Source organism: Rhizobium sophoriradicis (assembly GCF_025200795.1).
GTDB classification, from domain to species: Bacteria; Pseudomonadota; Alphaproteobacteria; order Rhizobiales; family Rhizobiaceae; genus Rhizobium; species Rhizobium sophoriradicis.
On sequence record NZ_CP104152.1, the window covers coordinates 2,759,048 to 2,783,307 of the forward strand.

Below are 24,260 nucleotides of genomic sequence, written 5' to 3' on the forward strand. Positions count from 1 at the left end.
GCTTCGGCTACAAATACCGTTTAACTTTTGCCGCGAAGCCGGATATGGTTTGCCCGTCATCAGGGAACCAGAATTTCATGAAATCCGTCGTCAAGGCTCAACAGGCCGAAGACTCCGCCGAAACCGGCGCGCAGCAGATCCGCGACGCCATTCGCGAGGCGATCGTCGAGCGCAGGCTTTCCCCCGGCACCAAGCTTTCCGAAAGCGATGTCGGCAATCTCTTCAACGTCAGCCGCACGCTTGCCCGCGCTGCGCTGCAGGCGCTCTCCTATGAAGGCCTCGTCAGCGTCGAGAAGAACCGCGGCGCCTTCGTCGCCTATCCTTCGCCGGATGAAGCGCGCCAGATCTTTGCCGCCCGCCGCCTTGTGGAGCCCGGCATATTGCGCGAGGCGGCGGCGCGCATCACGCCCGGCGACATCACCCAGCTGAGACAGCTTCTGCTGGAGGAAGGCCGGCTGATGAGCGAGCGCGGCCAGACGGCGCGCCGCGCCGAGATCAAAGCGTCAGGCGATTTCCATTTGATGCTGGCGGAAATCTCCGGCAATGCGATCATGCAGCGCTTCATGGAGGAACTCGTCGCCCGCTCGTCGCTGGTGATTGCGCTTTACGGCCAGTCGACGGCCTCAAGCTGCGGCCATTCCGAACACGGCGATATCATCGCGGCGATCGAAAACGACGATCTCGACCGCGCCTGCCAGCTGATGCTGCATCACATCGCCCATATCGAGGCCGATCTCGACCTGCGCGAGCGCAAAAGCCTCGGCCTCAAGGAGGCCTTCGAACTCTGACGGAAGCGCCCGCGCCGCTGCATTCAGCCACGCCGCGCGGCAGTTACCAGGGCGTCGTCTTCGGCAGGCTGTCCAGGGCCTCGAGAATCTCCTCGGCCGTGCGCGGTTCGCTGGAGCGCAGCTTCACCGTTCCGTCGCGCCCGATCAGGATCAGTCCGAACTCGCCGGACGGCGGCCCCTGCAGCCGCTCTCTCACATCGTCGGCATCAAGCTCCCATGCATCGTCGAACAGCGAGAAGGCGCCGCCGCCGGCGATGATGAACACTTCGACGTCTTCCTCGATGAGACGCATATGGGCATTGCGCAACCACTCGTCTTGGATGACCGCGCGATCGTCCTGCGCATCAGCGAAGATGATCAGCACCCGCTTGCTGTCGCGAAACTGTTCGAGCGATTGCGGAAGTTCCGGCTCACGCCGCGGTGTGCCGATGATTTCTTGAACGATGGATTTCAGCATGATGGCATTCCTCGCCCGTCATCTTGCTACGGGCTGTGTCTGTCGCATTCCAGCGCCGGCGCACAAAGGCGCAGAGAATGCTGGAACGCGCTGAATGACTGAATAATTCCCAACCCTGTGCGAATTGGGATCACGGAAATAAACGGCTGGGAATAAGGGAGGTTCCGCCGAAACAGAAGAGGATCGCAGTCCTAAAGCGTGTCGCGATCTTTCAGATTCGCGTGCCACGCTTTAGGTCCTCGATTCCAGCATGTCCTAACCGCAAAACCGTCGCACAGTTTGCGCGGGCATGCTTGAGCTGCGATCCTTTTCCTGTCAGTCGCGGCTTTGGTCTTCGGCCGCATGCGCCGAAACGGCGACGAGATCCGCCGTGCCGTTGGCGAGAAGACGTTTGCGCACCAGCACGCGCATGACGCGTGCCGCCGTCGAGAAGGTCATCTGGTCGAGCGGACCTTCGCCTTCCCACGGCTTGGTCAGACGTTCGGTGACGGCGCCGACGATATTCATCGGCACGATGTCGGTGCATTCGCGCATGGCTTCGAAAACGAAGCTGATCGGGATGACCCGTCCTTCGTGGGTCACGATCGGTTCGGTCAATTCACTGTCCCATTCCTCGAAGGCGTAAAGTGCTTCGCGAAACAGCTGCTGGAGGGTAAACGGCGCGTGGCCGTTATGAAGTGGCGGCAGGGCATTCATCATGTCTGTCTCCTCTTGAGGGATTGAAGCCAAAGTCCTCCTGGATCGGTCGGCATCGACGCGGGGAACGCAGCTTTTTGCCCCTCGCAGACCGATTAACACGATTGATTCTATAGAGTAACACGCCACGGATAAAGCCCATTTCTCCGCCGAAACGGAAGCCATTTGCTTAAAGGCATGAAATTATTGCATGTTTTAGGCGAAATTTTCTCGCCATGCAGCCTTCCTGGAATTCCATGCCAGTTGCCCCGCAACGGTGTAAACGGCCGAAAAAACGGGGAAAAATCACGGAACTTTTGCGGCTGTAATCTGTTTTGTTCTCACTTTGCAAAAAGCAGATGGGGTTACCACCAATGACGCAAATCCGTGAACCGGAGCGGCGGACCAGGGTTCTGCGCGGCCGCCCGTATAGTCTTGACGAATTCGCCGCCAAATATGGCCTGCGCAACGAGCAGGCCGAAAGCCTGTTCACCCGTTTCGGACCCTCCTCGATCGAACTCGATTTGCTGATGGCAGCCAAGCGCCGCGCGCCTGTTCAGCCGGACAGAATTGCCGAATAACGCCTTTCACCAACGGATAGGATCGATGAGCGACAGTCGCCAAGAATGGATCAGCAAGCGGGCCTACGCGATCTGGGAACAACAGGGCCGCCCGGACGGCCGGGACGACGAACATTGGCGCCAGGCGGTTGCCGAGCGCGACGCGCTGGAACGCACGCAGGCATCGGTGGATGGCCGCGAGGTGCTGGTGAAATTCCGCCCGAAGCCGCCGCGGCCGGAACTGCCGAGCCAGGAATGGATCAATCCGTCGACGAAGGTCGGTTGAGCCGGCCATACGATTTAATAATCAGCCCAGCCACACAGCACCATGACCAGCGCGTGGCTGGGCGCTTCAACCCACATTTATTGCCGGAGCAGACGCCGGAGCCGACTCTCGCCCTTTGAGGCCCCTGCGGGGCACCTCAGGATGAGGTCGGCCACCCGCAGCCCGAAAACGTAGTCTCGAAGGACGGGGCGGTGGCTGGCCGACCCAGCGCTGCCCGATTGCTGCCCAATCACCCCCCATGCTAGCCTGCCGTCATGGAAGTCACCGTCTACATCCTCCGCTGCAGCGACGGCTCATACTATACCGGCCTCACCAAGCAGGAGATCGAGGCGCGTGCCTGGGAGCACAATGCCGGAACCTATGACGGCTACACCGCCAAGCGCCTCCCCGTCGAACTCGTCTTTACCGAAACCTATGACCGCATCATCGACGTCATCGCCCGCGAGCGGCAGGTCAAGGGCTGGTCGCGCCGCAAGAAGGAGGCGTTGATTGCCCTGGACTACGAGGCCTTGCCGGAACTGTCGAAACGCGGACCGGTCAGGGCTGAGTGAGCGGGTGGCCTGGGGTGGCCGACCCTCGTCCTTCGAGGCCCCCGCGGGGCACCTCAGGATCAGGGCGGAAGGAGGGACGGCGCAGGAGCAATGCTTTCCAGGCTGACCCATGGAAATTTCGTCCTTTAGCGAGGAAGTGTCAGCAATGGCACAGTGCAGCCGCTTGCGGGAATGCCGACTGTTCCCGCTCGAAACGTTTCGTCAAGCATATTGGCACAAAGACAGGGGATAAGGGCGATCCCCCTCCCCGCCGGCGACATTGCCGCTCGACACCCTCTTTGCAAAATCGGAAACGGGAGGCATGAACCCTGCTCATGGGCGGAGCGCGGGTTTCATCTCGCCGGGGGGCCGGTTTCGATGCGCAACCGATGCTGTTGATATCGGGGAAAAGACTGAAATCGGCAGCCGGGGCAGACCTGTCAGAAAGCCTTGTGTTCCTGGCAAAGCGCCCGATGGACCTCGGTCCAGAACAGCGCCAGCGGGCTGTCGCCGTTGCGTTCGGCAACCAGGGCGCGGATCAACGCTTCGGACCCTGCCATGTCCTGCCAGCTGGATTTCAGGCCCTTGGCGGCCTGTTGGCATTCGGCAATCTCGAACGGTCTGTTGCTGTCCATATGAGGCCTCCTCATGAAGGCGCTAACAGTTGGTGCCCGAATTGTCATTCCCCGCATATGTGGGGATGCCTTGTATTTTAGATGGTCCTCACGGTAGGATTGAGGGAATTGGGACAATGGAAATGATCGAGAATACCTATAGCGACAAGTTCGAACCCGCCTTCGAACAGATCAAGGCTGCGCCCCATGTGGATGCCGCCATCCGTATTCTCCAGGCAGGATATGGCCTCGATTTCGTCACCTATCATCTCGCCCAGACGATCGCGAGCAAGATCGATTCCCCCTTCGTGCGCACCACCTATCCCGATGCCTGGGTCTCCCGCTATCTCCTGAACAGCTATGTGAAGGTCGATCCGATCGTCAAGCAAGGCTTCGAACGCCAGCTGCCCTTCGACTGGAGCGAAGTCGAGCCGACGCCGGAGGCCTATGCCATGCTGGTCGATGCCCAGAAGCACGGCATCGGCGGCAACGGCTATTCCATTCCCGTTGCCGACAAGGCGCAACGGCGTGCGCTGCTGTCGATGAACGCCCGCATTCCGGCCGAGGAATGGGCCGAACTCGTGCGCCGCTGCCGCAACGAATGGATCGAGATCGCCCATCTGATCCATCGCAAGGCCGTCTATGAGCTGCATGGCGAGAATGATCCGGTGCCGGCCCTGTCGCCGCGCGAGATCGAGTGCCTGCACTGGACCGCACTCGGCAAGGATTACAAGGATATCTCGGTAATATTGGGCATTTCAGAGCACACCACCCGCGACTACCTGAAGACCGCCCGCTTCAAGCTCGGCTGCGCCACGATTTCGGCCGCCGCCTCGCGGGCGGTGCAGCTGCGCATCATCAATCCCTGATGCATGTCGCCCGGAGTGTGCAGCGGTTCCGGGATAACGACATGTATAAAAACAAAGGGTTAAGCGCGGCGTGTGAATCAAATTTGACGCCGACGCGCTTCAGAGAATTTCCGTTTTCTCCGATCCACCCACCTGTTTTCGCAAGCTAGGTTCAAGACGTTGAAGCGTTGCCGCGCTTCAGCGCCTTGCTGTGCGGCATCATCCCCATCCTCATACTTTTGGGCTAATCCCCCCATCTGGGGGGCCTATCTGTGGGAATTTCCGATGCGGCCCGTCTGAACCATTCTGCTCTCCACGGACTGCAAACGCTGGAGGGCAAAATGTTCGTTATCATTCAGGCACATGAGTATCAGAAATACGCTGCCGTACTCGACCAGATGTTCCGCCTGCGCAAGAAGGTCTTCGCCGACACGCTCGGCTGGGACGTTCCCGTCATCGGCCCATACGAGCGCGACAGCTATGACGCGCTCGCCCCGGCCTATCTCGTCTGGTGCAACGACAGCCGCACCCGCCTTTATGGCGGCATGCGCCTGATGCCGACGACCGGCCCGACCCTTCTCTACGACGTCTTTCGCGAGACGTTTCCTGAAGCCGCCGATCTCGTCGCCCCCGGCATCTGGGAGGGCACGCGCATGTGCATCGATGAAGAGGCGATCGCCGGGGACTTCCCGAATATCGATGCCGGTCGCGCCTTCTCGATGATGCTGCTCGCACTGTGCGAATGCGCGCTCGACCACGGTATCCATACAATGATTTCCAACTACGAACCCTATCTCAAGCGCGTCTACAAACGCGCAGGCGCCGAAGTGGAAGAACTCGGCCGCGCAGACGGCTACGGCAAGTACCCCGTCTGCTGCGGCGCCTTCGAAGTGTCGGATCGCGTGCTGCGCAAGATGCGCGCCGCCCTCGGCCTGACCCTACCCCTTTATGTCAGACATGTTCCGGCCCGATCGGTCGTGACGCAATTCCTGGAGATGGCAGCATGAACCGCCTCGCTGAAACCGCAATACAGAAAGATATCAGCGCCCTGGAGCGCCACGTGCTCGCATCCCGCGACATCGCCACGCAGATAGGAGATCCCTTCCTCTCTTACCTGCTCTCGATGGCGCTGTTTACGATCTACGAGAAGAAGGCCCAACACGAGAACGAGGCGCTGAAGAGCAGCTTCAGCTGAGGGTGCGGTTCCCTCCGCCCCGCCTGAAGAGGAGCATGGCTCCCGGCGCCTCGCGCGCAGCCGCAAAACCTGTCCCCGTTTTGCGGCTGCGCGAATTACCTCATCAGGGAATCGATCGTCGAGATCAGCGCATCGTGCATATAGGGTTTCGGCAGGAAGGCCGTATTGGCGGGCAGCGCCATCGGATCGAGCCGCACCATGCCCGAGGTGATGATGATGCCGATATTCGGCCGCATCGCCCTCACCCGCTTGGCAAGCTGGATGCCGTCCATCGACCCGGCCATGTTGACGTCTGTGAACAGGATATCGACATCCTGCCGGCCCTTCAGCACCACCATCGCCTCATCGGCATTCGCCGCCTCCAGCGCCACGTGTCCGACATCCTCCAGCACATCGAGGATGTTGAACCGGATCAGCGGCTCATCCTCCACGATGAGCACCACGGCACTGTTCGAAGCCACCATCTGCAAACGCCCTTTTCATGCGGAATATGATTCGAATAAGTGTATTCCGCGCCGCAAGGTTCCAGTGCTTTTGCCCGTGAATTATGCATCATCCACAGATGTTGCCCTGCCCGCTTGTGGCTCCCTGCAATTTGGGCTAGAGCGAACCGATGCTGCGGGAACCATTGCCCCGGCATCGCGGTGCCGACCTTCGGCACCGCGGCGCTCACCACGGCGTCAGGGCCTGTAGCTCAATGGTTAGAGCCGGCGGCTCATAACCGCTTGGTTGGGGGTTCGAGTCCCTCCGGGCCCACCATTTTCTTGTTTAAAGGGACTTGAATAGTGATTCGCCCTTGACTCGGCCTGTAGTCAATTTGGCGGCAGTTTCATCATCGCCTGGCGAGCGAGTTTGCTCTGCTCGGGGAAGGCCTTCACTCTCACTTAATCCCTAACTCCACGCCTTTGGTCGCCTTAGGCCGACCGATCGTGTCCTTGAGCCAGCACTCTGACTTTTTGCGAACATAGGAAAACGCCTTGCAAGCGTTGTCGCCGATACAGGCGGTGAAACACTGCAAGTAGTCGCTGCCTCTTAAGCGCTTGTAGTCACCACCGGGAAGATCGATGCCCGAATAGCTCGCAAAGTCAGACACGATCACATCGGCTGCTTTTGACGATGCATAGGCGGCAACCGCGTCCGAATTCCGTATCAAAGCGACAACATTATCCTTCAGGAAGCAAACGCTGTGCTTCGTGTTGTAGGTAATCGCCTTACACTGGCTGTCGCCTTCGCAAATCTCGCGGCACCCGGAATAAGTGACATCCTTAACAGCTCGGTAGTCGAAGCCGATCGCGTCGTAGCCGCGAGCATCAATAAGTGAAGCGGCGGGCTGTGCAGGCAGATTAGTAGTGGTGCCCGGCGCCTGGGTCGACATCTGTTCCTGCTCCTCGCCGTAGCAGAGAATTTGGAACACCGAGGGTGTGATTTTGTCCGCCAGGTCAGCTGTCGAGACAGTCTGCTGGTCTCCCGCCCTGTCGCCGGATTGCCCCGTGATGCTCTGAGACTGCAGGAAAAGCTCGGCAACGGAAGCGCGGATTGCGAAGTTCACGTTCTGCGCTGTGATGCCGATCTCGTCCGCGATGCCTTTCGCCAGCGTCGCGCTGGTAATGCCAACAAGAAAACCATCGCGGTCAACAACCGGGCCGCCCGAATTTCCGGGCTGGATTGGTGTCGAAATCTGGATATACCGGGTGTCGTTTCGAAGTCCCGCAAGCGCATTGACGTTGCCTGTGGTGACCTTGACCGAATCCGACAGCAACGTCGCCAGCGGGAAGCCTATGGCCAGGATGTCCTCGCCGAGACGCGTTGACGCGTGCCGGAAGACCAGCGGCTTTAACGGCTCCGCAGAGTTGATCTTGACCAAAGCCAGATCGTTCGTCGCATCGATGCGGGGATCGGTGGCGTCGCCCCTGCCTTTCACCTCGACGCGCTTGCAAGCCTGGACGACGTGCGCGTTCGTCAGGAGCCATCCATCAGCGGTTACAACAAACCCAGTTCCCGATGATGTAGGACTTTCCGCAAGGGATGTTGAAGCCAGAACAGCGAAAAAGAAAGCGCTCCAAAAAACGCGAAACAAGGTTGCCATCTAAATATCCCCAGCCAACTGGAGAATAAAACTTCTGGCGGTTGCTTTTCAACCGCCTCTTGTGGTCAGGATTAATGGAGTTGCAGTTAGACAATTTCCACTTCCTTTCGGCACTCAAGGATGGCCACGGCGGTGCAGATGAATTGGCTGTCAATCCCACGAGTTTCACTTGCGGCGGGAGTGGTCCAATACGGCGCTTAGCTAAGCCGCCGCACGACCTCTCTGACCGGCGCTGCCGGACGGCGTGCAGGCCGAAATGACCGTGGGCGATAGGACTAGCAGATCAAATCGGCCGACCGCGCCGATCGGCGCTCGCGACCGTCTATTTCGAACCTTGCATCGAAGGTTTGAGCTTGATCACCATGCTGATCTGGCCACGGACAGAAATGAAACCGTCGCGGTTGTTGCCGCGTTGCATGTCGACGTTGTTGGTGATCCCGGTGATTTTGCAGTCATCCGCGATTGTCTCCACGACGACTGAGCAGTTCCTCGACGCAATGTCGTATAGCGCCTTCTGGGCTTTTTGGACCTGCTCGTCCACCGGAGCGCTCTGATCAAAGGGCAGCGACAGCGCGATGCTCGACTGAACCGTGATATACCCCTCGGGTATCGCCCCATTTCGTGGGAGTGCGGTTTGGGCAAACGCGCCGGTTACGGCGAAGGTAAAGACGGTAGCGGCAGCACAAAAACGGGTAGCGATCATCAAATCCTCCATGATCCACTACGCATCGCATGAGGCGATCAAATCTGGCTGATACATTTACCTAAAATTGCACTCGTCGTTACCAATCACCCTTGAAACGGTACGGCCATGCGACGGGTCGCCGTTCGATTCCCATGTTGAATGCGTGGTCCGCCAAGGCCGTCGCAGGCAGAGCCATCCTAATAACTGCAGGACCGCCCATCGCTCGGCCTGAACCCATCCGTGCAAGCGGGATTAAGCGGGCGACTTTCCTGATAGTAACCGCCGTTGATCGACGACGTCTGATCGAGGTCAGGGGACGAAGTGCAGGCCGAAGTGATCGTGGCAAGGCTGATCAGCGTTCCGGTCGCGACAAGTGCGAAAAAGCGGTTCATCTGAGCTTCTCCTTCGGAGGGCTTGGCTGTAGCCAAGTGCCCAATCTACCACGCCACGGCGGCAGCCGCCGAGGATTTATGGCGACGGATTGCCCCGATGGGCTCTTCTAACGCCAATGTGATCATCCGCCGTCACATAACTGTCATGCAAAATTGCCCATTGCGACGGCAGCTTGGGCAAAATATATGCTGCCGGCTAACAAAAAAAAGAATGAGTGAAATGCCATGAGTGCCATACAGAAACTTTTCAACCGCAATCTCCTGTCGCGTTTCGTGACTGGTCTCGGTGCGGTTCCCCAGCGTTTTCGCGAAGCCCGCGAAGAGCGCAAGCCTGCCATCCATCCCTCTTTCATGGATGATTTCGGCGCTTAATTCGCCGCTGCATCCTTCGGCGTCACGGCGAATCCGGTTCCGGATGATGTAAGGCTTTCCGCCAAGGGATAGCGAACCGCAGGAACGAATGCGTTCACCACGCAGTTGCGGTCCTAGCCACACAAGCTCCGCACCCTCCGTCGTCCTCGGGCTTGACCCGAGGACCCATAGCCCCAAGCACTGCGTTGGCGTTCGCACTGACAATGGCGACCGCAGCCCAGTAGCTCGAGCGAGGCGCGTGCGGCATGGATACTCGGGTCAAGCCCGAGTATGACGGAGGGGGAGACGCGATTGGCAGGAAGCGGGACGTCCGGAGGAATTCCAGCAAATGCGCGAGCTGTTTTGGACGAGAATCGCGTAAAAGGGCGGCAATTCCTAAAACCAGCACGCACTTGCGATCCTTGCAGCAGACTCCCCCTCCGTGGGTCTCAGGGCTTGACCGGAGGAACCACGGAGCGCGTGCTCAGTTTACCGCGGGCGCTGCCGGTTCGCCCCAGCTCGACATCGGTTGGCCGGCCTTGATCGCTACACGCATATCGTAGAGCGCGAGCGAAGCCTGCAGCTGGCGCATGTCGTTGCAGCGGTTGATGATGCGGCCGATATATTGCACGCAGTCGCTGGCGCTGCCCTGCACCGAGCCCGTCGCCCAATCCTTGACGAGGCCGTCGGCTCCCACCAGGAAATAGGACAGCCGGTTGTTTTGCGACACGGTCGAGCTGCCGACCAGGCCGGCGAAATTCGTGCCGGTCTCGGTTTTGGCGGCAGGCGCCATATGCCGGTAGACCGTCATGCCGTTTTTCAGTGGCGTCGCGCCGATCATCGGGCCGTAGGTGGCGGCAGAGCCGGAAAGTTGCGCCATCGGGGACTGGCCGAGATTGGCGATGTCAGTATAGGGTTTGCCGAGCGCATAGCTGGTGTAGGAGCGGTTGGCGGCGTTCTCCGCCTTTTCGGCCACCTGAGTGCAGCCCGCCAGGCCGATGACGAGGCCGATTGATAGAATTGTTATGAAGCGCATATTGTCCCCCTTGCCGGGCACAGCGTGTCCGGAAGCCCCTGTTTCTTAACCCGCCGTATTTGTTATCAGCTTTGAGGGAATTGGGAAGCTGGTGCGCCTTTGACGAACCCGCAGGAATGGAGAGGCTGTGCCGTGGCTGCCCCCCTCTGCCCTGCCGGGCATCTCCCCCACAGGTGGGGAGATCACAAGAGGCCAAACCTTCGCACCCCTCTACCGCTTCGTCGGGCTGTGACCTTAGCTGTTAAAATGGACATCGCGCCCAGCCAATCTCCCCACCTGTGGGGGAGATGCCCGGCAGGGCAGAGGGGGGCTCACACGGCACACCCTCCCTGTAACCTACACCCCACATATTTTTCTCTCACCACACACGCACCCTTCCCTTCCGCCGCAATAGCTTCACAATCAACCGACAGAACGTTCATCCGGGAAACGACAACTAGGGAATGAAACATGGCGCCGAACCTGTCCAAGACTGTTCTGATGACTGCCCTTCTGGCCCTGCCGCTGGCGGCGGCAGCGCCTGTATTGGCGCAGGAGGCGAAGCCGCGCGAGGCGGTGATTTCGGTGACGGGGGATGGCGAATCGTCCATGGCGCCCGACATGGCCGTCGTCACGCTTTCCGTCGTCAAGCAGGCGAAAACCGCCCGCGAAGCGCTCGACGACAACAACAAGGCGATGAAAGACGTGCTCGACGCGCTGAAGAGCGGCGGCATTGCCGAGCGCGATCTGCAGACCTCCGGCTTTTCCATCCAGCCGCAATATAATTATCCGCAGCCGGTCGACGGCCAGCAGCAGCAGCCGCAGCTGATCGGCTACCAGACCATCAATGCGGTCACCGTCAGGCTGCGCGATCTCGCCAAGCTCGGCCAGGTGATCGACCAGTCCGTCACCCTCGGCATCAACCAGGGTGGCGACATCCAGTTCACCAACGACAAGCCGGAAGCAGCGCTCGAAGAGGCGCGCAAAAACGCCGTCGCGGAGGCGGTCAAGAAGGCGAAGACGCTGAGTGAAGCAGCCGGCGTCAAGCTCGGCCGCATCATCGAGATCAACGAGAACGAGCCGCGGCCGCTGCCGCAGCCGGCCTATCGCGCCACGATGATGAAGGAAGCCGACGCCGCCGTTCCCGTGCAGGGCGGCGAGACCACCTACCATGTCAGCGTCACGGTGACGTTTGCGATCGAGCCGTGAAATGAAGGCGTCTCGCGTCTGCCCCTCATCCGCCTGCCGGGACCGACCGGGGTCGAGCCACGGGTCTCGACCCGTCCTTCGGACCCCCGTTCTGACGGGGAGAAGGGGATATGCCGCGACCTCTCCGTCCCCCGCGAACCTCTAGCATGGCACGTCCCCTCGCCCCGTTTACGGGGAGAGGGTTAGGGTGAGGGGCAGCCTTTGGGTCCAAACCCGAGGAAAGAGCGCAGCTGCCATCAAACAAGCTCACAAAAGAAAACCGCCCTTGCCGATCGGGGAGACTGGCAAAGGCGGTTCTGGCCCGCATCGGAGACGAGGCGGTATGCCTAATATCAGCGGCGGCGCAGTGCCGGGCAGCCGCGGACGTTGCCGAAGCTCATTTCGTCGGGGCCGCGGCGGGTCCAGCCCTGGACGATGACGCGGCGCGGGGTGATGTCGACGACGCGCGCGCGGCGGAGGCCGTAATCGCGGGCGAGATCTTCGGCGAGCCTGGGATCACAGCCGCGCGGCCGGCGATCGAAGCCCGGAGGCGGACGGCGGTAATCGCGCGGCGGCTCACGCTCCGGATCGCCGATAATGATACTGAACTGCGCAGCGGCCGGGGCGGCCGTGCTGGCAAGGGTGCCTGTTATCAGCATGGCGGCAAGACCCGCCTTTGCCAGAAACTGCATCATCGAAAAACCTTTCGTTTTCAAAGTCGGTGCGGCCAAGCCGCCGTCCCCCCATCACGCCGAAGCGCTACCGGGAATCACTTATACAAATCAGAGAAGAGACGGCGGAAAGTGGCGCCGTCAAGGCAAAACGGCCGGCAAGCGTCGCATCGGCGCTTGCCGGCCCGGTCCCTCCGGCGCCGCGTGGCTTTTTGAGACACGCAAACAACGCTGCAGGCCTTCAGGTCCAGACCTTAGCGCCGGATCAGCGGGCAGCCGCGGACATTGGCGAAGACCATCCTGTCCCAGCCGCGGCGGTCACGCCCGGAAACGACCACGACGCGCGGCGACATACGGGTGATATGGGCTCGGCGCAGGCCGAAGTCGCGGGCCTTGCGCACCGCATGCATCGGCGAGCAGCCGCGGATCGGGCGATGATATTGCGCCTCGACGATGAAGTTCGTCTGCGGCCCGGCGGCAGCGGCCGTGGAGGTCGTGGCCGGAATGGAGCAGAGGGCGAGCACTGCGGCAAAGCAAGCCTTGGTGAGGAAATGCGTCATCAGGTGTCTCCGTCGATTGGTCTTTGTTTTCTTAATCTCTCCCCTGAGGGGATTGTGTCGACAATAGACGCGGCAAACTGAACGGCGTTCGAACCGGCCATTCAGTTTGCATTCACAAGAAGATGAGCAGTTTTCTCGCCCGATCGGATTTGCGCGATCATTTGGGTCTGGCGCCGCTTTCTCTCAGGAACCGAGATGCAGCACGATCTCGCGCCGGTGCGGCCGGTCGCGGTGTTCGAAGAGGTAGATGCCCTGCCAGGTGCCGAGCATCAGCCGGCCGCGTGCGACGGGAATGCCGATCGACACCTGCGTCAGCGCCGCCTTGATATGGGCCGGCATATCGTCAGGCCCTTCGGCCCTGTGCACGACCCAGCCCATCGACGGATCGGAGGCCGGCGGCACGAGGCGGCGGAAGAAGGAAAGAAGGTCGCTGCGCACATCGGGATCGGCATTTTCCTGGATCAGCAGCGAACAGGAGGTGTGGCGCACGAAGACGGTGAGAAGCCCCTCCTCCTGCCCGGCGGCATCGACGAAGGCCTCCGCCTGGTTGGTGAATTCGTAAAGGCCCTGGCCACGCGTGGCCAAGGTGAGGATTGTCTGGGGCACGGGCGCTCTCCGTCTCGCAATGTTCCCTCGCGAGTTGGCGCGCCATGACGGGCGAGTCAATGCTTTCTCGTTCAAAGCTTGAGCAGTGTCTCGAAACCGCCATAGATCATCCGCTTGCCGTCGAACGGCATCTGCCATTGGTCGCCCTTGAGCCGCGGATCGGCCATCACCTTGGCATTGATATCGTCGCGTTCCTGGCGCGATCGATAGGTGATCCAGGAGAAAACCACCACCTCGTCCTCCCTCGCCTGGACGGCGCGGGGAAAGGAGGTGAGCTCGCCATAGGGCACGTCGTCGCCGATGCATTCGACATATTCGAGCGCGCCATATTCCTTCCACAGCGAGCCGGCGAAGGTCGAAAACTTTTTATAGGCCTCGATATTTTGCCTCGGCACCGCCACGATGAAACCATCGACATAGGACATCGCATGTCTCCTCCATCTCTCCGTTAGCGAGAGAAATAGGAGGTCAGCGGGGCTGGTCCAGGGATGCAGCGGCAGGCAAGCCCTCTCAGGCAATCACGGCCCGTTCACCAGCTTGAGGATGAGCTGCTGGATATTGCCGCCGTCGCCCATTTCGACCTTGTCGAAGTCGCGGCCGCGCTGGCGCTGTCTTGCGGAGATCTCGCCGAGGCGCCGCGTCAGTTCGACCCTGATCTTCTTGCAGTCGGGATCGTCGGCAGCAGTCAGGCCGACGCTCGTCGCCTCGATTTCCCTGACCATCTCCTTGATGGTCTCGCCATGCACGCGCTCATGTGCGGCAACACCCGATATGAAACCGTCCCAGCTGCTCCTGACGGCCGGCGGCAGCGCGGCCGAGGGCTTGGGCAGCGTATAGGTGATGATGAGCTTCGGCCGGTTGGTCGTGATCACGCAGGCATTGCCCTGCGGTTCATATTTGCGGGTCCAGGTGAGTTTGAACGTCGTATGCGCGATCACCCGGCCGGTGACCCCGGCCTTCGGCCCGTGCTCGCCGATCGATTCGTAGAGTGCCGCACCCGACATGCCCGAGATCGCATAGGGCCGCACCTCTTCCACCGCCTGCCATCCCTCCGCCAGTGCCACGGCCGGCAGCAAGGCGACAACCGCCGCCAACATCCAAGATACGAATTCTGCCCTCACGCGCGCCCTCGCCGAACAATGTTTTGGCGCGACCCTAACGGCAGCGGTCGAAGCTTTCAACGCATCATCGGCAGGCATCGTTACAAGGGTCAGCAGCAGCTGCCGGAACTATGTCGATCCGGCCAGTATTTTCGATGGGAATCAACGGCGAGCGACGGGAACAATTGTCTTCATCGGTAATTTCCCCTGTGACGCGCAGGAAAGAACATGGCTCGCTACTATTTCGATCTGCACAACGGGGAAGGTCCAACGCGCGACGAGCACGGCACCGAGCTCAAATCTCGTGAAGACATTCCCAAAGAAGTGACCCGCATTCTGCTGGATGTGGCCCGCGACGAGCTGCCGGCAAGTGATCGCACGACGATCGCCGTCACCGTCCGCAACGAAAGCGGCGAACCTGTCACGGTTGCCAGCCTCGTCTTCAGCAACGAGTGGCTCGACGTCATCCGATGACGGCCTTCATCGGGGCTGCCGCCGCGTCACACCTGCGCATCAATCCACACTCGCTTGAACCGGCGACGCGAAGACCCGCTTTCATAGGCGGCAACCGAATTTGACATCGTTCGCAATCCGGGCAGCGATCAGGCCGGCGGCTGTTTCGCGATCTCTTCGAGGATCAGCCGGATTTCCGCCAGCGGCCGCCGGCTTTCATCGAAGAGCTCCACCGAGAGCATATTCAAGGGCGCAGCCGGAAGGCCCTCGGCGGCCATCTCCGCAAGCACGCGCCGCGCCTCCGCTTTGGCGGCCTCGACCGTTTCGAACTCATATCCGGTTTCGGTCGCCCCGGCGCCATCGCGATCGAACAGTTGAAAATAGAATTTCGGCACGACACATCCTCGCTAGATGGCGCTCAAACGATTCCGCGTGCGACATGTTCCCGCATCGATGCCGGGCCTGCCGTCAGAAGCTGCCGGCTTCCGGGGAGGCCATTTCCTCGATGCTGTCGACGCGGTCGGGATAGAAGGCGAGATGGTCCTTGATGTTGCTGACGGCGGCGTGCGGCGTCTCATAGGTCCAGACGGCATTCTCGCCGCGTTCGCCGCCGGGAATGATGCTGTAATAGGCGGCGTCGCCCTTATAGGGGCAATGCGTGCTGTGGTCGGTGCGCTGCAGCAGCGACATGTCGACGTCCTTGCGCGGAATATATTGCACCGGCGGATAGGATGCTTCGCGCAGCGTCAGCGCGTCGCGGCTGTCGGCGATCGTCCTGCCGCCGAGCGTGACGACGACGCCGCAGGGATTGTGCTCGACGGTGATCGGATGGTCCGGCCCCGGGATCCTGATCGATTTATCGGACATGCGGTTCGTCTCCAGAAGCGATCGATCCCGGGAAGATAGGGCGTGCATGGTGCCGGCCCAAGGTGCGAACGCCCCTTCCCAAGCGTCCGCTTCAGAATTCGAAACCCGGCGATGCTGCGCTGAGCAGCGCCGCTTTCGGCGCCGGCGGCCAGGCCTTCGCCAGATGATCCGCGAGCGTCGCCACCAGCCTGGCGATATCCGCCTCGGCCGAGGCATGCAGCGCCTCGGCAACGATCAGCACCGACCGCGTCGTCGGCCGTACCGCCGAAAGCCCGCTCTGCCGGTTCGTCCAGCGCCGCGCATGCGCCCTTCCCTCGCCGTCGGCGAAGATCACCTCGTTCGGCTCGGGATGTTCGATGTCGCCGCCGAAGGTCAGATAGGTCTCGTCGCCCGTTGCCGGCCGGACCTCGAGATCGCCGGCGATCTTTTCGACGTCAAAGACGGCAATGGGAATGGCGAAGGCGAGCGAGACCGCATTGCAGAGATCGACGAGCGGATGCAGGCGCGGCAGCGCGTGCTCCTGGCGGAAGCGCCGCAGCAGCGCTTCGGAAGCCGAGCGATATTGCGTCGGCTTCAGCCCCATGCGGGAAAAGCCGCGCCGCCAGGCCTGGATCTCCGGAAATTCACTTTCCTGGGCGCCGGCAAGCCTGGCCTCGGCGATCGCCCCGAAGCTTGTTATCGCCGCTTCGACGTCGGCACCGGCATCGATGCCGGTGGCATGGAGCGCGCCGGCGCGAAGCTCGGGAAAGGTCTGCCACATGGCGGCGGCATGGTTGAAACGCATGGCCTATCTCCCCTCGGTCGGTTGGGTTGCGATGCGGTTTCCAGCCAGGCCGAGCCCGAGCACCGCCGTAAGCACGCAGGTTATGCCGACAAGCTGGCCGAAGCCGACCGGCTCGCCGAGGGTGACGAAGGCGAGCAGGACGGCGGACACCGGCGCGAGTGCGGTAAAGAGCGAGGCTTCCGTGCCGCTTACCCTTTCGGCCCCGGCATACCAGAGCAGGAAGCCGGCGACGGTCGGCACCAGCGCATAATAGACGACGGCCGCCGCAGCGCTTGCGGAAAAGCCGTGGGCGGAAGGCCCCTCGAAGACGGCCGGAATGACGGCGACGGCAAAGCCGATGCCGCTCATCAGCGTCGATTGGGCAAGCGGCGGAATATCGGCGGTCAGCCGCTTGTTCAACAGGATGAACAGCCCTTCGCAGACGACCGCCAGCAGGATCAGCGCATTGCCGGCCAGCGACCCGCCGGCCGCCTCCGGCGTGAAGGCGATCGAAAACACTCCGGCGGTCGCCAGCGCCACGGCGAGAAGCAGGGCGGGCTGCGGCCGCTCGCCGAGCAGCAGAATGGAAATTGCCGCCGAGACCACCGGCAGCGTGCCGATGATGACGCCGGCATCGGCCGCCGATGTCAGGCTGAGACCGGTGATCAGCAGCGTCGTATAGCCGACGCTGCCGGCGCCCGCCTGGATGACGAGGATCAGGCGGTCCCGGCGGGAGAGCTTCGGCAGTCGCACGCCGGTCATCCGCATCAGCACGAGAAAGACGGGAAAGGCGAGCGCGAAGCGCAAGGCGGTGGCGATAAATGGCGGCAGTCCGGCGGCGATGAGTTTGCTCGCAATGACGGTGCTGCCAACCGTCAGCATCGCCAGCGTCAGATAGACATAACCTTGAACCTGTCTCGACATTCCTGCCTCCTGTTGGATGCGCCGAGGAAACAGCAGGGGCTGCCTGAGGTCTTGAACGAAATTGCAGGGCGGTGCCTCGGCCAGCCCCGTCCTTCGAGGCCCCTTGCGGGGCGCCTCAAGATGAGCCTGGAGACAGGGCGAGGCCTGCGGCACGGCTCAGAGAAAGGCGCCGGCGTAGAGCCGCGGCGACAGGCCGTATTTGCGCACGAAGACGCGCGTCATGTGGCTCTGGTCGGCAAAGCCGCTGGCAAAGGCGGCTTCCGCAAGCGGCATGCCCCGAGCGATCAGCCGGCGGGCGCGATGGATGCGGGCCTGGAGGAGATAGGCATGTGGCGTCAGCCCCGTCGCCTTGGCGAAGCCGCGCAGCACCTGGAAGCGGCTGAGGCCGCTTTCCCGGGCGAGATCGGCAAGCGAGACGGCGGCGAGCGGATCGTCGTCGATCAGATCCTGCGCCGCGCGGATGGAGGGCGGCACCGGCGGCCGCTCCTCGCGATCGCCGTCTTCCCGGATGACATCGGCGACAAGCTGCAGCAGCAATTCCTCCAGGAGCAGCCCGTCCGCTCCGCCATCGGTCACCGCCCCAAACAGGCTTTCGAAGCGGGCGGCGATCGCGCCATTGCGGATGACCGGATGGGGGATTTCCTGCCGCCCTGCCCCGCCGCCGATCTCACGCGACAGATGAGTGACGATCTCGGGATCGAAATAGAGGATGCGCCATGAGCGCGCCGCGCCGATCGGCGCGCCGTCATGCACCTCGTTCGGATTGACGGTGATGACATCGCCGGCCGCAGCCTCGACCATGCCGCGCCCGCTGAGCGACGTCTGCGCGCCTGATAAAACGAGGCCGATGCCGAACTGCTCATGCGTGTGTCTGCTGAAGCTGTGATGCGTTTGCGCCTCCACCGCTTCGACCCCGGCCAGCGCCGAGCGCAGCATCCTGAACTGGTTTTTCGCCATTATCCGTCCGCAGATCCGATCGCCGGCCACTCTGCCAGCCCGGCGGGAATGGCGCAATGCTCAGAAGAACTCGTCGAGCAGCTGGAAATAATGGAGCTTTTCCGGATCCGGAGCCGGCAGCCCGTAGCGATCGAGGAAGGGCTGGATCAGCGCCACGCCGAAATTAGAAGCGATGCTGCGGCAGGCGAGCGCGAGATCCTGATGGCGGTCGGCGACGCCGAGACGGCTGCAATCGATATAGCCGGAGAATTGCCCATCGGAAGCAACGAAGTTCGGCAGGCAGGCGTCGCCATGGGTGACGACGAGATCCTCGTTGCCGGGCCGCAGGCGCATGAGGTCGGCAAAGAGTGCCGCAGCGCTTTTTCCAAGCCGCGCCGCATCGAAATCCTCTTCATCGACAATCCCCGCCTGCATGCGCGCCTTGGCGACGGATAAGCGTTTTTCCAGCCGGTGATCGAAGGGGCAGGAGGCAATCGGCAGGTCATGGAGAGCGGAGAGCGCTGCCGCCAGCAGTTCGACGCGCGTAAGCGGCGTCAACGCCGATGCGCTGGCAAGATCGGTCCCCGGCAGCGCGCCGATCAGCAGCCAGTTGCGCTTGCCGTCGCTTTCCCGAGCGATCACATCGGGACACGGCAGGCCGGCGGCCTTAAGCCAGGACAGCCGGGCGGCTTCATCGGCAAGCTCGCCGAACGGCCCGGCCGCCTCGACCTTCAGATAGAGCGCCGGCAGGCCCTCGCCCTCCAGCCGGAAGACGCTTGCCGCGGAACGGCCGAGCGCATCGCGTTCGAACCGATAGCCGGTGAGCCGCTCGCCAAGCGCTGCCGGCAATGTTTTGGGAAATGTCAATGCAGCGTTTCGGCGGGCGCTGCTTCGAGCAGGATCTCGAACGCCTCTTCGAGCGCCGCCACCAGAATATCGGTCAGCTCATCGCCCTTGTTTTCCAGGAACAGCGCACTGACGGCTTCATCCTGACGCTCCAGAAAACGCTCGATCTCGTTCGACATATCATTATCCCTTCTTCACCGTACCATCACGGCCATAGGGAGAGGCTAGATGCGGTTGCTTGCGTGTGGCTGGTTGCGGGCGGGAAAGATCACCGCGCGCTTTAGTCATCAATATCATACTTCGAATACTGGCTGCGGGGGATCGGCCCACCAACCTGGTGGGCAAAGGACATCACTTTGGTAGCTCCCTCATCCACCTCGCAGCGGAAACGAACTTGGAACCAGCCGTTGTCTGTGCCAAAGGCTGCATCCTTGACATCGAGAATGGTACCGGCTCGCAAGCCAAAACTCGGCAATGCGAGCGGATAATAAGCCGGCGAACCGTGAATAAGCTGGCCCTGAAGCTCGGTGGTGCAGAGCGTGGCCACTCGCTGTTTGCGTGAAAGCCCATCCATCGCGGTTTGCGCAAACACATTGCCATCTGCAGCCCGTGAAAAAAGCGTTTTTGCCTCGAGCAGATCGTTGGTGTCGGACAGGTTTTTCGGCTTCTCAGCGCTCTTCTGCTCAGGCGGATTCGCCTGCTCGAAGGTGGTATTGGCTTCGCCGGACGCTTCTGCTGGCGGTCCGTTACGCTCCGGAGAAACGTCCGTCACTGCCACTTCCGGAAGCTTCACATCATCCGGTACGGGTCTTGATGGAGGCGCCTCAGTTTTTGGCTCTTCCGCAACAGCCTTCGGCAGCACCCGCCCTGATGTGCGCTGCGGCGAAGTTCTCGCCGGTTTTCTTTCACCCTCGGAAGAATTTCCCGCCAGGAATTTGTCAGGGCCGCTATTTTTGCCCCCGAACTCGGTGACAGGGTTGAGAGTCGGCATTGGCCTTGGTTTAGCTTGCTCGGAAGCCTTTTTTGCCGGCGGCGGAGGAGGTGGTGGTGGCGGTTGCTTGTTCGCCTGTTCCGGCGGCTTCGGCTCCGGTGGTTTTTCCTCGGGCTTTTTCTCTTCCGGCTTCTTCTCCTCCGGCGGCGGAACGAGTTCCACCTTCACACTCTCGTCCTCGGCGGGCTTCGGCTCGATCTTCGGCAGGCCGAAAATGAGAAGGGCGACGATGGGCACGTGCAGAAGCACGGACGCGCCGACTCCCCAGCGGATTTCAGGCCGCTGTTTTGGCGCTTCATGCGCTTCTGCCGGTTCGACGTCTTCTTCTGTCACAGCAGCGATGTGGCCTTTAAAGCCGGCAGCATCAAGCCACAAATGCAAAAAACCGCGTGATCGCTGCCGCAACTATTGGTCGGCAGGCCCATCATCATTCAGTGCCGCGCAGCCTCCGGAGCCGTGCCTTGGAATCCGAACTGACTTGAACAGTAGTCAGCCGAGCGAACCGATGAGATCCCGATAGGCAGCCTCCGGGAAGGCCTTCAGCGTCTCGGTGCGGACATTACCCGCCATGGCGAGCGACAGCGTAAAATGCGCCATCACCGCGTCATCGGGCGCCTCGCAGACGGCGACCATGTCGTGTCCGCCCATCGTCAGATAGAACTGGTTGATGGAGCCGCCGACGCCGGCGAGCAGTTTTTTCGCCGCGTCGAGCCGTTTTGTCGAGTCGCGAACGGTACGGATGCCTTGGTCCGTCCAATCGATCAAAAGAATATAAGTGGTCATGTCGCACCTCCTAACGGAGGGCTAGCCTACGCAAGGATACGTCGACCTCGCTCGCGCCTCGCGATCGATCCTTCCCCCGTGGGCCGGGATTATAGGCCTGTCACCACGCAGGGACAAGAAAGCCGCCGCTATCATTGGTGTTAATCATGAAAAGCAAAAGCCGGGCGTGGAGCCCGGCTTTTCAAATCAGAACGACCTTGTCGAAATCTCAGCTGTCGAGGAACGAGCGCAGCTTGCGCGAACGGCTCGGATGCTTCAGCTTGCGCAACGCCTTCGCCTCGATCTGGCGAATACGTTCGCGGGTGACCGAGAACTGCTGGCCTACTTCTTCGAGCGTATGGTCGGTGTTCATGCCGATGCCGAAGCGCATGCGCAGCACGCGTTCCTCGCGCGGCGTCAGCGAGGCGAGAACGCGGGTCGTCGTTTCGCGCAGGTTCGCCTGGATAGCGGCGTCGATCGGCAGCAGCGCGTTCTTGTCCTCGATGAAATCGCCGAGATGCGAATCTTCTTCGTCACCGACCGGGGTTTCGAGCGAGATCGGCTCCTTGGCGATCTTCAGGACCTTGCGGACCTTTTCGAGCGGCATGGCGAGCTTTTCGGCCAGTTCTTCCGGCGTCGGCTCGCGGCCGATCTCGTGCAGCATCTGGCGCGAGGTGCGGACGATCTTGTTGATCGTCTCGATCATGTGCACCGGAATGCGGATCGTGCGGGCCTGGTCGGCGATCGAACGGGTGATCGCCTGACGGATCCACCAGGTCGCATAGGTCGAGAACTTGTAGCCGCGGCGGTATTCGAACTTGTCGACCGCCTTCATCAGGCCGATATTGCCTTCCTGAATGAGGTCGAGGAACTGCAGGCCGCGGTTCGTGTACTTCTTGGCGATTGATATGACGAGGCGAAGGTTCGCTTCGACCATTTCCTTTTTGGCGATGCGCGCTTCGCGCTCGCCCTTCTGCACCATATGGACGATGCGGCGGAATTCCGAGATCGAAATGCCGGTCTCGGTCGCCAGATTCTGGATCTCCTGGCGGATGTCGCGGATCGTCGTGTTCTCGCCCTTGGCGAATTCCTTCCAGCCGCGGGCAGCCAGATTGCCGATCGACTTCATCCAGTTCGGATCGAGCTCGGCGCCCTGGTACTGTTCCAGGAAGCTATCGCGCTTGACGCCGTAGGATTCGGCCAGACGCAGCAGGCGGCCTTCGTTGGAGACGAGGCGCTTGTTGATGTCGTAGAGCTGCTCGACCAGCGCATCGATGCGGTTCTGGTTGAGCGACAGCGACTTGACGGCCTTGATGAGTTCGTCCTTGAGCTCCTTGTAGCGGCGCTCCTGGGCGGAAGAAAGCGTGCCTGAGGCCGACAGGCGCTGCTCGACCTGCTGGTCCTGCAGCTTGCGCAGCTTCTTGTAGGTCTCGGCGATCGTATCGAGCGTCTCCATCACCTGCGGGCGAAGCTCGGCTTCCATCGCCGCCAGCGAGAGGTTGGATTCGTCCTCGTCCTCTTCCTCCTCCTCGGGAGGCAGGCCTTCGCCGCCGACATCGGTGATATCGTCGTCGCCGGAGCGGGCGCGGCGGGTCTTTTCCTTCTCCTCGGCCGCCTTGCGGTCGGCCTCGATCTTCTCGGGGCTTTGGAACTGCGGCGCAGCCTTGGCTTCAGGACCGGAATAGGTCGTTTCGAGATCGATGATCTCGCGCAGCAGCGTCGTGCCTTCGTTGAGTTCGTCGCGCCAGATGATCAGCGCCTGGAAGGTCAGCGGGCTCTCACAGAGGCCGGCGATCATCGTCTCACGGCCGGCTTCGATGCGCTTGGCGATGGCGATTTCGCCCTCGCGCGACAGAAGCTCCACCGAGCCCATTTCGCGCAGATACATGCGCACCGGATCGTCGGTACGGTCGGTCGGTTCTTTCTTCTTGGCGGTCGCAAGCGCGGTGCCGCCGGAAGGCGCGAGTTCGCCGCCTTCGCTGTCCTCGTCGCCGCCGGCATCATCGTCATCGCCGCCGCCGGAAGCGCCGGCTTCCTCGGCTTCTTCGTCCTCGATGACGTTGATGCCCATGTCCGAAAGCATCGACATCGTGTCTTCGATCTGCTCGGACGTCACTTCCTCGGACGGCAGAACGGCATTGAGCTCATCCATCGTCACGTAGCCGCGCTTCTTGGCGGCCTTGATCATCTTCTTGACCGCGTCGTCGGAAAGATCGAGAAGAGGGCCGTCGCTTGCGCCGTCGCGTTCGACTTCCGCGTCTTCGTTCTCTTTGACCTTGGTTGCCATTTATATCGTCGCCTTCCTGACGCTATCCAATCTCGCTACGGTGAATGGGCCGTCTCAGGGCCTGACGCGCCGCACGCGCCGCCCTAGAATCACCTATGCCCACCTAACGGGATGACATTTAAAGCCTGATTAACCACGATCGCCGGCACCGGACAGCAAAGCTTTTTTGCTTTTGGATTTCCGGCCATGGTTGCGCGATCCGCCTTGACCCAGTTCACCGTTTCAACAAGTCGAACGGTGATTCCCACATTTTTTGTTCTCGTCAAGCTTTTCCATAAAAAAAGCTCACGAATCATCGGAAAAAGCCTTATCCACAGGCTTTGAACCGCGGCTGCGATTGCGAACCTTATTTAAGAAGCGCCGAACAAAAGACAAGGGCAGCATGGATTTTGCCCGGCGCAGCGGTTGTTTCCGCTGTTTTTACAGTTTTGACGGCAGTCTATTCGCCGGCTCCGGGCGGGCACTCTGTTTCTAATGCGCGGCACCGTCATAGGCCGTAACCTTCAGCGCGCCGAGGTCGATCGCGGGAATGCAGCGCAGATTGATCGACGCCATGGCAGCGCCGTTCGGGCCTACCGCCTCACCGAAGGGCGCAATACCGCAATTGGCGCAGAAGTGATGGCGGATGACATGCCTGTTGAAGTATAGGTCGAGATATTCTCGTCCTGCGTCTTGAGAACCAGCTTGTCGCGCGGCACGAAGGCCAGAAGCCCGCCGCGCCGGCGGCAGAGCGAACAGTTGCAGTCGAGCGCCTCGCTGAACTCGCCTTCGATCTCGAAAGCAACATTGCCGCAATGGCAGCTTCCTTGATAAATCATCCCGTC

The 24,260-nt window shown here is 61.3% G+C and carries 34 protein-coding genes, 1 tRNA gene and 1 pseudogene; 11 read left to right on the plus strand and 25 right to left on the minus strand.

From position 1 onward, the window contains the following. Nucleotides 1-77 precede the first annotated feature (77 nt). Nucleotides 78-788: a GntR family transcriptional regulator gene (locus N2597_RS13730; protein ID WP_096763355.1), complete on the plus strand. Its 711-nt coding sequence runs from the start codon at nucleotides 78-80 to the stop codon at nucleotides 786-788. Nucleotides 789-831: 43 nt separating this feature from the next. Here N2597_RS13730 and N2597_RS13735 read toward each other — a convergent pair whose 3' ends face one another. Together N2597_RS13735 and N2597_RS13740 are read right to left on the minus strand one after the other, a co-directional pair. Continuing rightward, nucleotides 832-1,245 carry a DUF4174 domain-containing protein gene (locus tag N2597_RS13735; RefSeq protein ID WP_096763354.1) on the minus strand — a complete coding sequence of 138 codons (414 nt, stop codon included), beginning with the start codon at nucleotides 1,243-1,245 and terminating at the stop codon, nucleotides 832-834. Between the two features lie 315 nt (nucleotides 1,246-1,560). Beyond that, entirely contained in the window at nucleotides 1,561-1,944 is a 384-nt protein-coding gene (locus tag N2597_RS13740) for a BRA0787 family protein (protein ID WP_038690240.1), read from the minus strand. Between the two features lie 350 nt (nucleotides 1,945-2,294). Between N2597_RS13740 and N2597_RS13745 the strand changes: the two genes are divergently transcribed. From N2597_RS13745 to N2597_RS13755, 3 genes are all read left to right on the plus strand, one after another. Continuing rightward, a complete protein-coding gene (locus N2597_RS13745) occupies nucleotides 2,295-2,501 on the plus strand; it encodes a hypothetical protein (RefSeq protein WP_009994593.1) in 207 nt (68 codons plus the stop codon). A 25-nt stretch (nucleotides 2,502-2,526) separates the two neighbouring features. After that, complete coding sequence (locus tag N2597_RS13750; RefSeq protein ID WP_096763353.1) at nucleotides 2,527-2,766, plus strand: DUF2934 domain-containing protein; 240 nt, start codon at nucleotides 2,527-2,529, stop codon at nucleotides 2,764-2,766. Nucleotides 2,767-3,020: 254 nt separating this feature from the next. Continuing rightward, a complete protein-coding gene (locus N2597_RS13755; RefSeq protein ID WP_096763352.1) occupies nucleotides 3,021-3,317 on the plus strand; it encodes a GIY-YIG nuclease family protein in 297 nt (98 codons plus the stop codon). A 419-nt stretch (nucleotides 3,318-3,736) separates the two neighbouring features. On the opposite strand, the gene N2597_RS13760 is transcribed toward N2597_RS13755, so the two are convergent. Next, nucleotides 3,737-3,931, minus strand: a complete 195-nt coding sequence (locus N2597_RS13760; protein WP_009992445.1) for a hypothetical protein — start codon at nucleotides 3,929-3,931, stop codon at nucleotides 3,737-3,739. Between the two features lie 122 nt (nucleotides 3,932-4,053). Between N2597_RS13760 and N2597_RS13765 the strand changes: the two genes are divergently transcribed. The 3 genes from N2597_RS13765 to N2597_RS13775 all read left to right on the plus strand — a co-directional run bounded on the left by N2597_RS13765 (nucleotide 4,054) and on the right by N2597_RS13775 (nucleotide 5,953). Next, the gene (locus N2597_RS13765; RefSeq protein ID WP_038692719.1) at nucleotides 4,054-4,779 is read left to right on the plus strand and encodes a LuxR family transcriptional regulator; all 726 of its coding nucleotides are present in this window, start codon (nucleotides 4,054-4,056) and stop codon (nucleotides 4,777-4,779) included. A 320-nt stretch (nucleotides 4,780-5,099) separates the two neighbouring features. Then, nucleotides 5,100-5,765, plus strand: a complete 666-nt coding sequence (locus N2597_RS13770; RefSeq protein ID WP_183597173.1) for an acyl-homoserine-lactone synthase — start codon at nucleotides 5,100-5,102, stop codon at nucleotides 5,763-5,765. Then, nucleotides 5,762-5,953, plus strand: coding sequence for a hypothetical protein (locus N2597_RS13775; protein WP_009986038.1), 192 nt, complete (start codon nucleotides 5,762-5,764; stop codon nucleotides 5,951-5,953). Before N2597_RS13770 ends, N2597_RS13775 begins: the two co-directional genes overlap by 4 nt. Before the next feature lie 95 nt (nucleotides 5,954-6,048). Here N2597_RS13775 and N2597_RS13780 read toward each other — a convergent pair whose 3' ends face one another. Then, nucleotides 6,049-6,417, minus strand: a complete 369-nt coding sequence (locus N2597_RS13780) for a response regulator (RefSeq protein ID WP_038690248.1) — start codon at nucleotides 6,415-6,417, stop codon at nucleotides 6,049-6,051. Nucleotides 6,418-6,636: 219 nt separating this feature from the next. Between N2597_RS13780 and N2597_RS13785 the strand changes: the two genes are divergently transcribed. Continuing rightward, nucleotides 6,637-6,712: transfer RNA gene (locus N2597_RS13785), tRNA-Ile, on the plus strand. Between the two features lie 121 nt (nucleotides 6,713-6,833). Here N2597_RS13785 and N2597_RS13790 read toward each other — a convergent pair. The 3 genes from N2597_RS13790 to N2597_RS13800 all read right to left on the minus strand — a co-directional run bounded on the left by N2597_RS13790 (nucleotide 6,834) and on the right by N2597_RS13800 (nucleotide 9,116). Further along, complete coding sequence (locus N2597_RS13790) at nucleotides 6,834-8,039, minus strand: trypsin-like peptidase domain-containing protein (RefSeq protein WP_183597171.1); 1,206 nt, start codon at nucleotides 8,037-8,039, stop codon at nucleotides 6,834-6,836. A gap of 322 nt (nucleotides 8,040-8,361) precedes the next feature. After that, the gene (locus N2597_RS13795) at nucleotides 8,362-8,742 is read right to left on the minus strand and encodes a hypothetical protein (protein ID WP_183597169.1); all 381 of its coding nucleotides are present in this window, start codon (nucleotides 8,740-8,742) and stop codon (nucleotides 8,362-8,364) included. Nucleotides 8,743-8,921: 179 nt separating this feature from the next. Next, nucleotides 8,922-9,116, minus strand: a complete 195-nt coding sequence (locus N2597_RS13800; RefSeq protein WP_096763347.1) for a hypothetical protein — start codon at nucleotides 9,114-9,116, stop codon at nucleotides 8,922-8,924. A gap of 225 nt (nucleotides 9,117-9,341) precedes the next feature. On the opposite strand from N2597_RS13800, the gene N2597_RS13805 reads away from it, so the two are divergent. Further along, nucleotides 9,342-9,488 (plus strand): hypothetical protein, encoded by a 147-nt coding sequence (locus N2597_RS13805; protein ID WP_004677729.1) that lies wholly within the window; start codon nucleotides 9,342-9,344, stop codon nucleotides 9,486-9,488. 463 nt (nucleotides 9,489-9,951) lie between these two features. On the opposite strand, the gene N2597_RS13810 is transcribed toward N2597_RS13805, so the two are convergent. Next, nucleotides 9,952-10,503 (minus strand): hypothetical protein, encoded by a 552-nt coding sequence (locus N2597_RS13810; protein WP_096763346.1) that lies wholly within the window; start codon nucleotides 10,501-10,503, stop codon nucleotides 9,952-9,954. 450 nt (nucleotides 10,504-10,953) lie between these two features. Between N2597_RS13810 and N2597_RS13815 the strand changes: the two genes are divergently transcribed. Continuing rightward, nucleotides 10,954-11,691, plus strand: a complete 738-nt coding sequence (locus N2597_RS13815) for an SIMPL domain-containing protein (RefSeq protein ID WP_096763345.1) — start codon at nucleotides 10,954-10,956, stop codon at nucleotides 11,689-11,691. 332 nt (nucleotides 11,692-12,023) lie between these two features. Here the strand turns inward: N2597_RS13815 and N2597_RS13820 are convergent, their stop codons facing one another. The 5 genes from N2597_RS13820 to N2597_RS13840 all read right to left on the minus strand — a co-directional run bounded on the left by N2597_RS13820 (nucleotide 12,024) and on the right by N2597_RS13840 (nucleotide 14,604). Continuing rightward, nucleotides 12,024-12,365 (minus strand): hypothetical protein, encoded by a 342-nt coding sequence (locus N2597_RS13820; RefSeq protein WP_039621117.1) that lies wholly within the window; start codon nucleotides 12,363-12,365, stop codon nucleotides 12,024-12,026. A gap of 230 nt (nucleotides 12,366-12,595) precedes the next feature. Further along, the gene (locus N2597_RS13825; protein WP_039621119.1) at nucleotides 12,596-12,901 is read right to left on the minus strand and encodes a hypothetical protein; all 306 of its coding nucleotides are present in this window, start codon (nucleotides 12,899-12,901) and stop codon (nucleotides 12,596-12,598) included. A 183-nt stretch (nucleotides 12,902-13,084) separates the two neighbouring features. Next, nucleotides 13,085-13,507, minus strand: a complete 423-nt coding sequence (locus N2597_RS13830; protein WP_077991816.1) for a secondary thiamine-phosphate synthase enzyme YjbQ — start codon at nucleotides 13,505-13,507, stop codon at nucleotides 13,085-13,087. A 71-nt stretch (nucleotides 13,508-13,578) separates the two neighbouring features. Further along, nucleotides 13,579-13,932: a DUF1428 domain-containing protein gene (locus N2597_RS13835; RefSeq protein WP_096763344.1), complete on the minus strand. Its 354-nt coding sequence runs from the start codon at nucleotides 13,930-13,932 to the stop codon at nucleotides 13,579-13,581. 93 nt (nucleotides 13,933-14,025) lie between these two features. Then, a complete protein-coding gene (locus N2597_RS13840; RefSeq protein WP_225880930.1) occupies nucleotides 14,026-14,604 on the minus strand; it encodes a DUF922 domain-containing Zn-dependent protease in 579 nt (192 codons plus the stop codon). Between the two features lie 231 nt (nucleotides 14,605-14,835). On the opposite strand from N2597_RS13840, the gene N2597_RS13845 reads away from it, so the two are divergent. Next, complete coding sequence (locus N2597_RS13845; RefSeq protein ID WP_010055759.1) at nucleotides 14,836-15,081, plus strand: DUF6894 family protein; 246 nt, start codon at nucleotides 14,836-14,838, stop codon at nucleotides 15,079-15,081. A 128-nt stretch (nucleotides 15,082-15,209) separates the two neighbouring features. On the opposite strand, the gene N2597_RS13850 is transcribed toward N2597_RS13845, so the two are convergent. From N2597_RS13850 to N2597_RS13905, 12 genes and pseudogenes are all read right to left on the minus strand, one after another. Then, nucleotides 15,210-15,455: a DUF6894 family protein gene (locus tag N2597_RS13850; protein ID WP_038690270.1), complete on the minus strand. Its 246-nt coding sequence runs from the start codon at nucleotides 15,453-15,455 to the stop codon at nucleotides 15,210-15,212. Between the two features lie 73 nt (nucleotides 15,456-15,528). Then, nucleotides 15,529-15,927, minus strand: a complete 399-nt coding sequence (locus N2597_RS13855; protein ID WP_096763342.1) for a DUF427 domain-containing protein — start codon at nucleotides 15,925-15,927, stop codon at nucleotides 15,529-15,531. Between the two features lie 91 nt (nucleotides 15,928-16,018). After that, nucleotides 16,019-16,711, minus strand: coding sequence for a B3/B4 domain-containing protein (locus N2597_RS13860; protein ID WP_096763341.1), 693 nt, complete (start codon nucleotides 16,709-16,711; stop codon nucleotides 16,019-16,021). A gap of 3 nt (nucleotides 16,712-16,714) precedes the next feature. Further along, on the minus strand, nucleotides 16,715-17,614 hold the full coding sequence (locus tag N2597_RS13865) for a DMT family transporter (RefSeq protein WP_096763340.1): 900 nt from the start codon (nucleotides 17,612-17,614) through the stop codon (nucleotides 16,715-16,717). Nucleotides 17,615-17,770: 156 nt separating this feature from the next. After that, nucleotides 17,771-18,571 carry an AraC family transcriptional regulator gene (locus tag N2597_RS13870; protein ID WP_183597167.1) on the minus strand — a complete coding sequence of 267 codons (801 nt, stop codon included), beginning with the start codon at nucleotides 18,569-18,571 and terminating at the stop codon, nucleotides 17,771-17,773. A 60-nt stretch (nucleotides 18,572-18,631) separates the two neighbouring features. Continuing rightward, nucleotides 18,632-19,417 carry an APH(3')-II family aminoglycoside O-phosphotransferase gene (locus N2597_RS13875; protein ID WP_096763339.1) on the minus strand — a complete coding sequence of 262 codons (786 nt, stop codon included), beginning with the start codon at nucleotides 19,415-19,417 and terminating at the stop codon, nucleotides 18,632-18,634. Next, complete coding sequence (locus N2597_RS13880; RefSeq protein ID WP_004677707.1) at nucleotides 19,414-19,575, minus strand: hypothetical protein; 162 nt, start codon at nucleotides 19,573-19,575, stop codon at nucleotides 19,414-19,416. The genes N2597_RS13875 and N2597_RS13880 overlap by 4 nt, the downstream gene beginning before the upstream one ends. Nucleotides 19,576-19,676: 101 nt before the next feature. Next, nucleotides 19,677-20,762 (minus strand): DUF930 domain-containing protein, encoded by a 1,086-nt coding sequence (locus N2597_RS13885; RefSeq protein ID WP_096763338.1) that lies wholly within the window; start codon nucleotides 20,760-20,762, stop codon nucleotides 19,677-19,679. A 114-nt stretch (nucleotides 20,763-20,876) separates the two neighbouring features. Continuing rightward, nucleotides 20,877-21,170, minus strand: a complete 294-nt coding sequence (locus tag N2597_RS13890; protein WP_010033023.1) for a GYD domain-containing protein — start codon at nucleotides 21,168-21,170, stop codon at nucleotides 20,877-20,879. 208 nt (nucleotides 21,171-21,378) lie between these two features. Next, nucleotides 21,379-23,436, minus strand: coding sequence for an RNA polymerase sigma factor RpoD (gene rpoD, locus N2597_RS13895; protein ID WP_004677699.1), 2,058 nt, complete (start codon nucleotides 23,434-23,436; stop codon nucleotides 21,379-21,381). 89 nt (nucleotides 23,437-23,525) lie between these two features. Beyond that, nucleotides 23,526-23,732 carry a hypothetical protein gene (locus N2597_RS13900; RefSeq protein ID WP_125461986.1) on the minus strand — a complete coding sequence of 69 codons (207 nt, stop codon included), beginning with the start codon at nucleotides 23,730-23,732 and terminating at the stop codon, nucleotides 23,526-23,528. 175 nt (nucleotides 23,733-23,907) lie between these two features. After that, nucleotides 23,908-24,254, minus strand: a pseudogene (locus tag N2597_RS13905) (GFA family protein). Nucleotides 24,255-24,260: the final 6 nt, after the last annotated feature.

Bases quoted from the DNA above. Each gene is read 5' to 3' on its own strand.
- N2597_RS13730 (WP_096763355.1), top strand. From the start codon at position 78: ATGAAATCCGTCGTCAAGGCTCAACAGGCCGAAGACTCCGCCGAAACC.
- N2597_RS13735 (WP_096763354.1), bottom strand. From the start codon at position 1,245: ATGCTGAAATCCATCGTTCAAGAAATCATCGGCACACCGCGGCGTGAG.
- N2597_RS13740 (WP_038690240.1), bottom strand. From the start codon at position 1,944: ATGATGAATGCCCTGCCGCCACTTCATAACGGCCACGCGCCGTTTACC.
- N2597_RS13745 (WP_009994593.1), top strand. From the start codon at position 2,295: ATGACGCAAATCCGTGAACCGGAGCGGCGGACCAGGGTTCTGCGCGGC.
- N2597_RS13750 (WP_096763353.1), top strand. From the start codon at position 2,527: ATGAGCGACAGTCGCCAAGAATGGATCAGCAAGCGGGCCTACGCGATC.
- N2597_RS13755 (WP_096763352.1), top strand. From the start codon at position 3,021: ATGGAAGTCACCGTCTACATCCTCCGCTGCAGCGACGGCTCATACTAT.
- N2597_RS13760 (WP_009992445.1), bottom strand. From the start codon at position 3,931: ATGGACAGCAACAGACCGTTCGAGATTGCCGAATGCCAACAGGCCGCC.
- N2597_RS13765 (WP_038692719.1), top strand. From the start codon at position 4,054: ATGATCGAGAATACCTATAGCGACAAGTTCGAACCCGCCTTCGAACAG.
- N2597_RS13770 (WP_183597173.1), top strand. From the start codon at position 5,100: ATGTTCGTTATCATTCAGGCACATGAGTATCAGAAATACGCTGCCGTA.
- N2597_RS13775 (WP_009986038.1), top strand. From the start codon at position 5,762: ATGAACCGCCTCGCTGAAACCGCAATACAGAAAGATATCAGCGCCCTG.
- N2597_RS13780 (WP_038690248.1), bottom strand. From the start codon at position 6,417: ATGGTGGCTTCGAACAGTGCCGTGGTGCTCATCGTGGAGGATGAGCCG.
- N2597_RS13790 (WP_183597171.1), bottom strand. From the start codon at position 8,039: ATGGCAACCTTGTTTCGCGTTTTTTGGAGCGCTTTCTTTTTCGCTGTT.
- N2597_RS13795 (WP_183597169.1), bottom strand. From the start codon at position 8,742: ATGATCGCTACCCGTTTTTGTGCTGCCGCTACCGTCTTTACCTTCGCC.
- N2597_RS13800 (WP_096763347.1), bottom strand. From the start codon at position 9,116: ATGAACCGCTTTTTCGCACTTGTCGCGACCGGAACGCTGATCAGCCTT.
- N2597_RS13805 (WP_004677729.1), top strand. From the start codon at position 9,342: ATGAGTGCCATACAGAAACTTTTCAACCGCAATCTCCTGTCGCGTTTC.
- N2597_RS13810 (WP_096763346.1), bottom strand. From the start codon at position 10,503: ATGCGCTTCATAACAATTCTATCAATCGGCCTCGTCATCGGCCTGGCG.
- N2597_RS13815 (WP_096763345.1), top strand. From the start codon at position 10,954: ATGGCGCCGAACCTGTCCAAGACTGTTCTGATGACTGCCCTTCTGGCC.
- N2597_RS13820 (WP_039621117.1), bottom strand. From the start codon at position 12,365: ATGATGCAGTTTCTGGCAAAGGCGGGTCTTGCCGCCATGCTGATAACA.
- N2597_RS13825 (WP_039621119.1), bottom strand. From the start codon at position 12,901: ATGACGCATTTCCTCACCAAGGCTTGCTTTGCCGCAGTGCTCGCCCTC.
- N2597_RS13835 (WP_096763344.1), bottom strand. From the start codon at position 13,932: ATGTCCTATGTCGATGGTTTCATCGTGGCGGTGCCGAGGCAAAATATC.
- N2597_RS13840 (WP_225880930.1), bottom strand. From the start codon at position 14,604: ATGTTGGCGGCGGTTGTCGCCTTGCTGCCGGCCGTGGCACTGGCGGAG.
- N2597_RS13845 (WP_010055759.1), top strand. From the start codon at position 14,836: ATGGCTCGCTACTATTTCGATCTGCACAACGGGGAAGGTCCAACGCGC.
- N2597_RS13855 (WP_096763342.1), bottom strand. From the start codon at position 15,927: ATGTCCGATAAATCGATCAGGATCCCGGGGCCGGACCATCCGATCACC.
- N2597_RS13860 (WP_096763341.1), bottom strand. From the start codon at position 16,711: ATGCGTTTCAACCATGCCGCCGCCATGTGGCAGACCTTTCCCGAGCTT.
- N2597_RS13865 (WP_096763340.1), bottom strand. From the start codon at position 17,614: ATGTCGAGACAGGTTCAAGGTTATGTCTATCTGACGCTGGCGATGCTG.
- N2597_RS13870 (WP_183597167.1), bottom strand. From the start codon at position 18,571: ATGGCGAAAAACCAGTTCAGGATGCTGCGCTCGGCGCTGGCCGGGGTC.
- N2597_RS13880 (WP_004677707.1), bottom strand. From the start codon at position 19,575: ATGTCGAACGAGATCGAGCGTTTTCTGGAGCGTCAGGATGAAGCCGTC.
- N2597_RS13890 (WP_010033023.1), bottom strand. From the start codon at position 21,170: ATGACCACTTATATTCTTTTGATCGATTGGACGGACCAAGGCATCCGT.
- rpoD (WP_004677699.1), bottom strand. From the start codon at position 23,436: ATGGCAACCAAGGTCAAAGAGAACGAAGACGCGGAAGTCGAACGCGAC.
- N2597_RS13900 (WP_125461986.1), bottom strand. From the start codon at position 23,732: ATGATTCGTGAGCTTTTTTTATGGAAAAGCTTGACGAGAACAAAAAAT.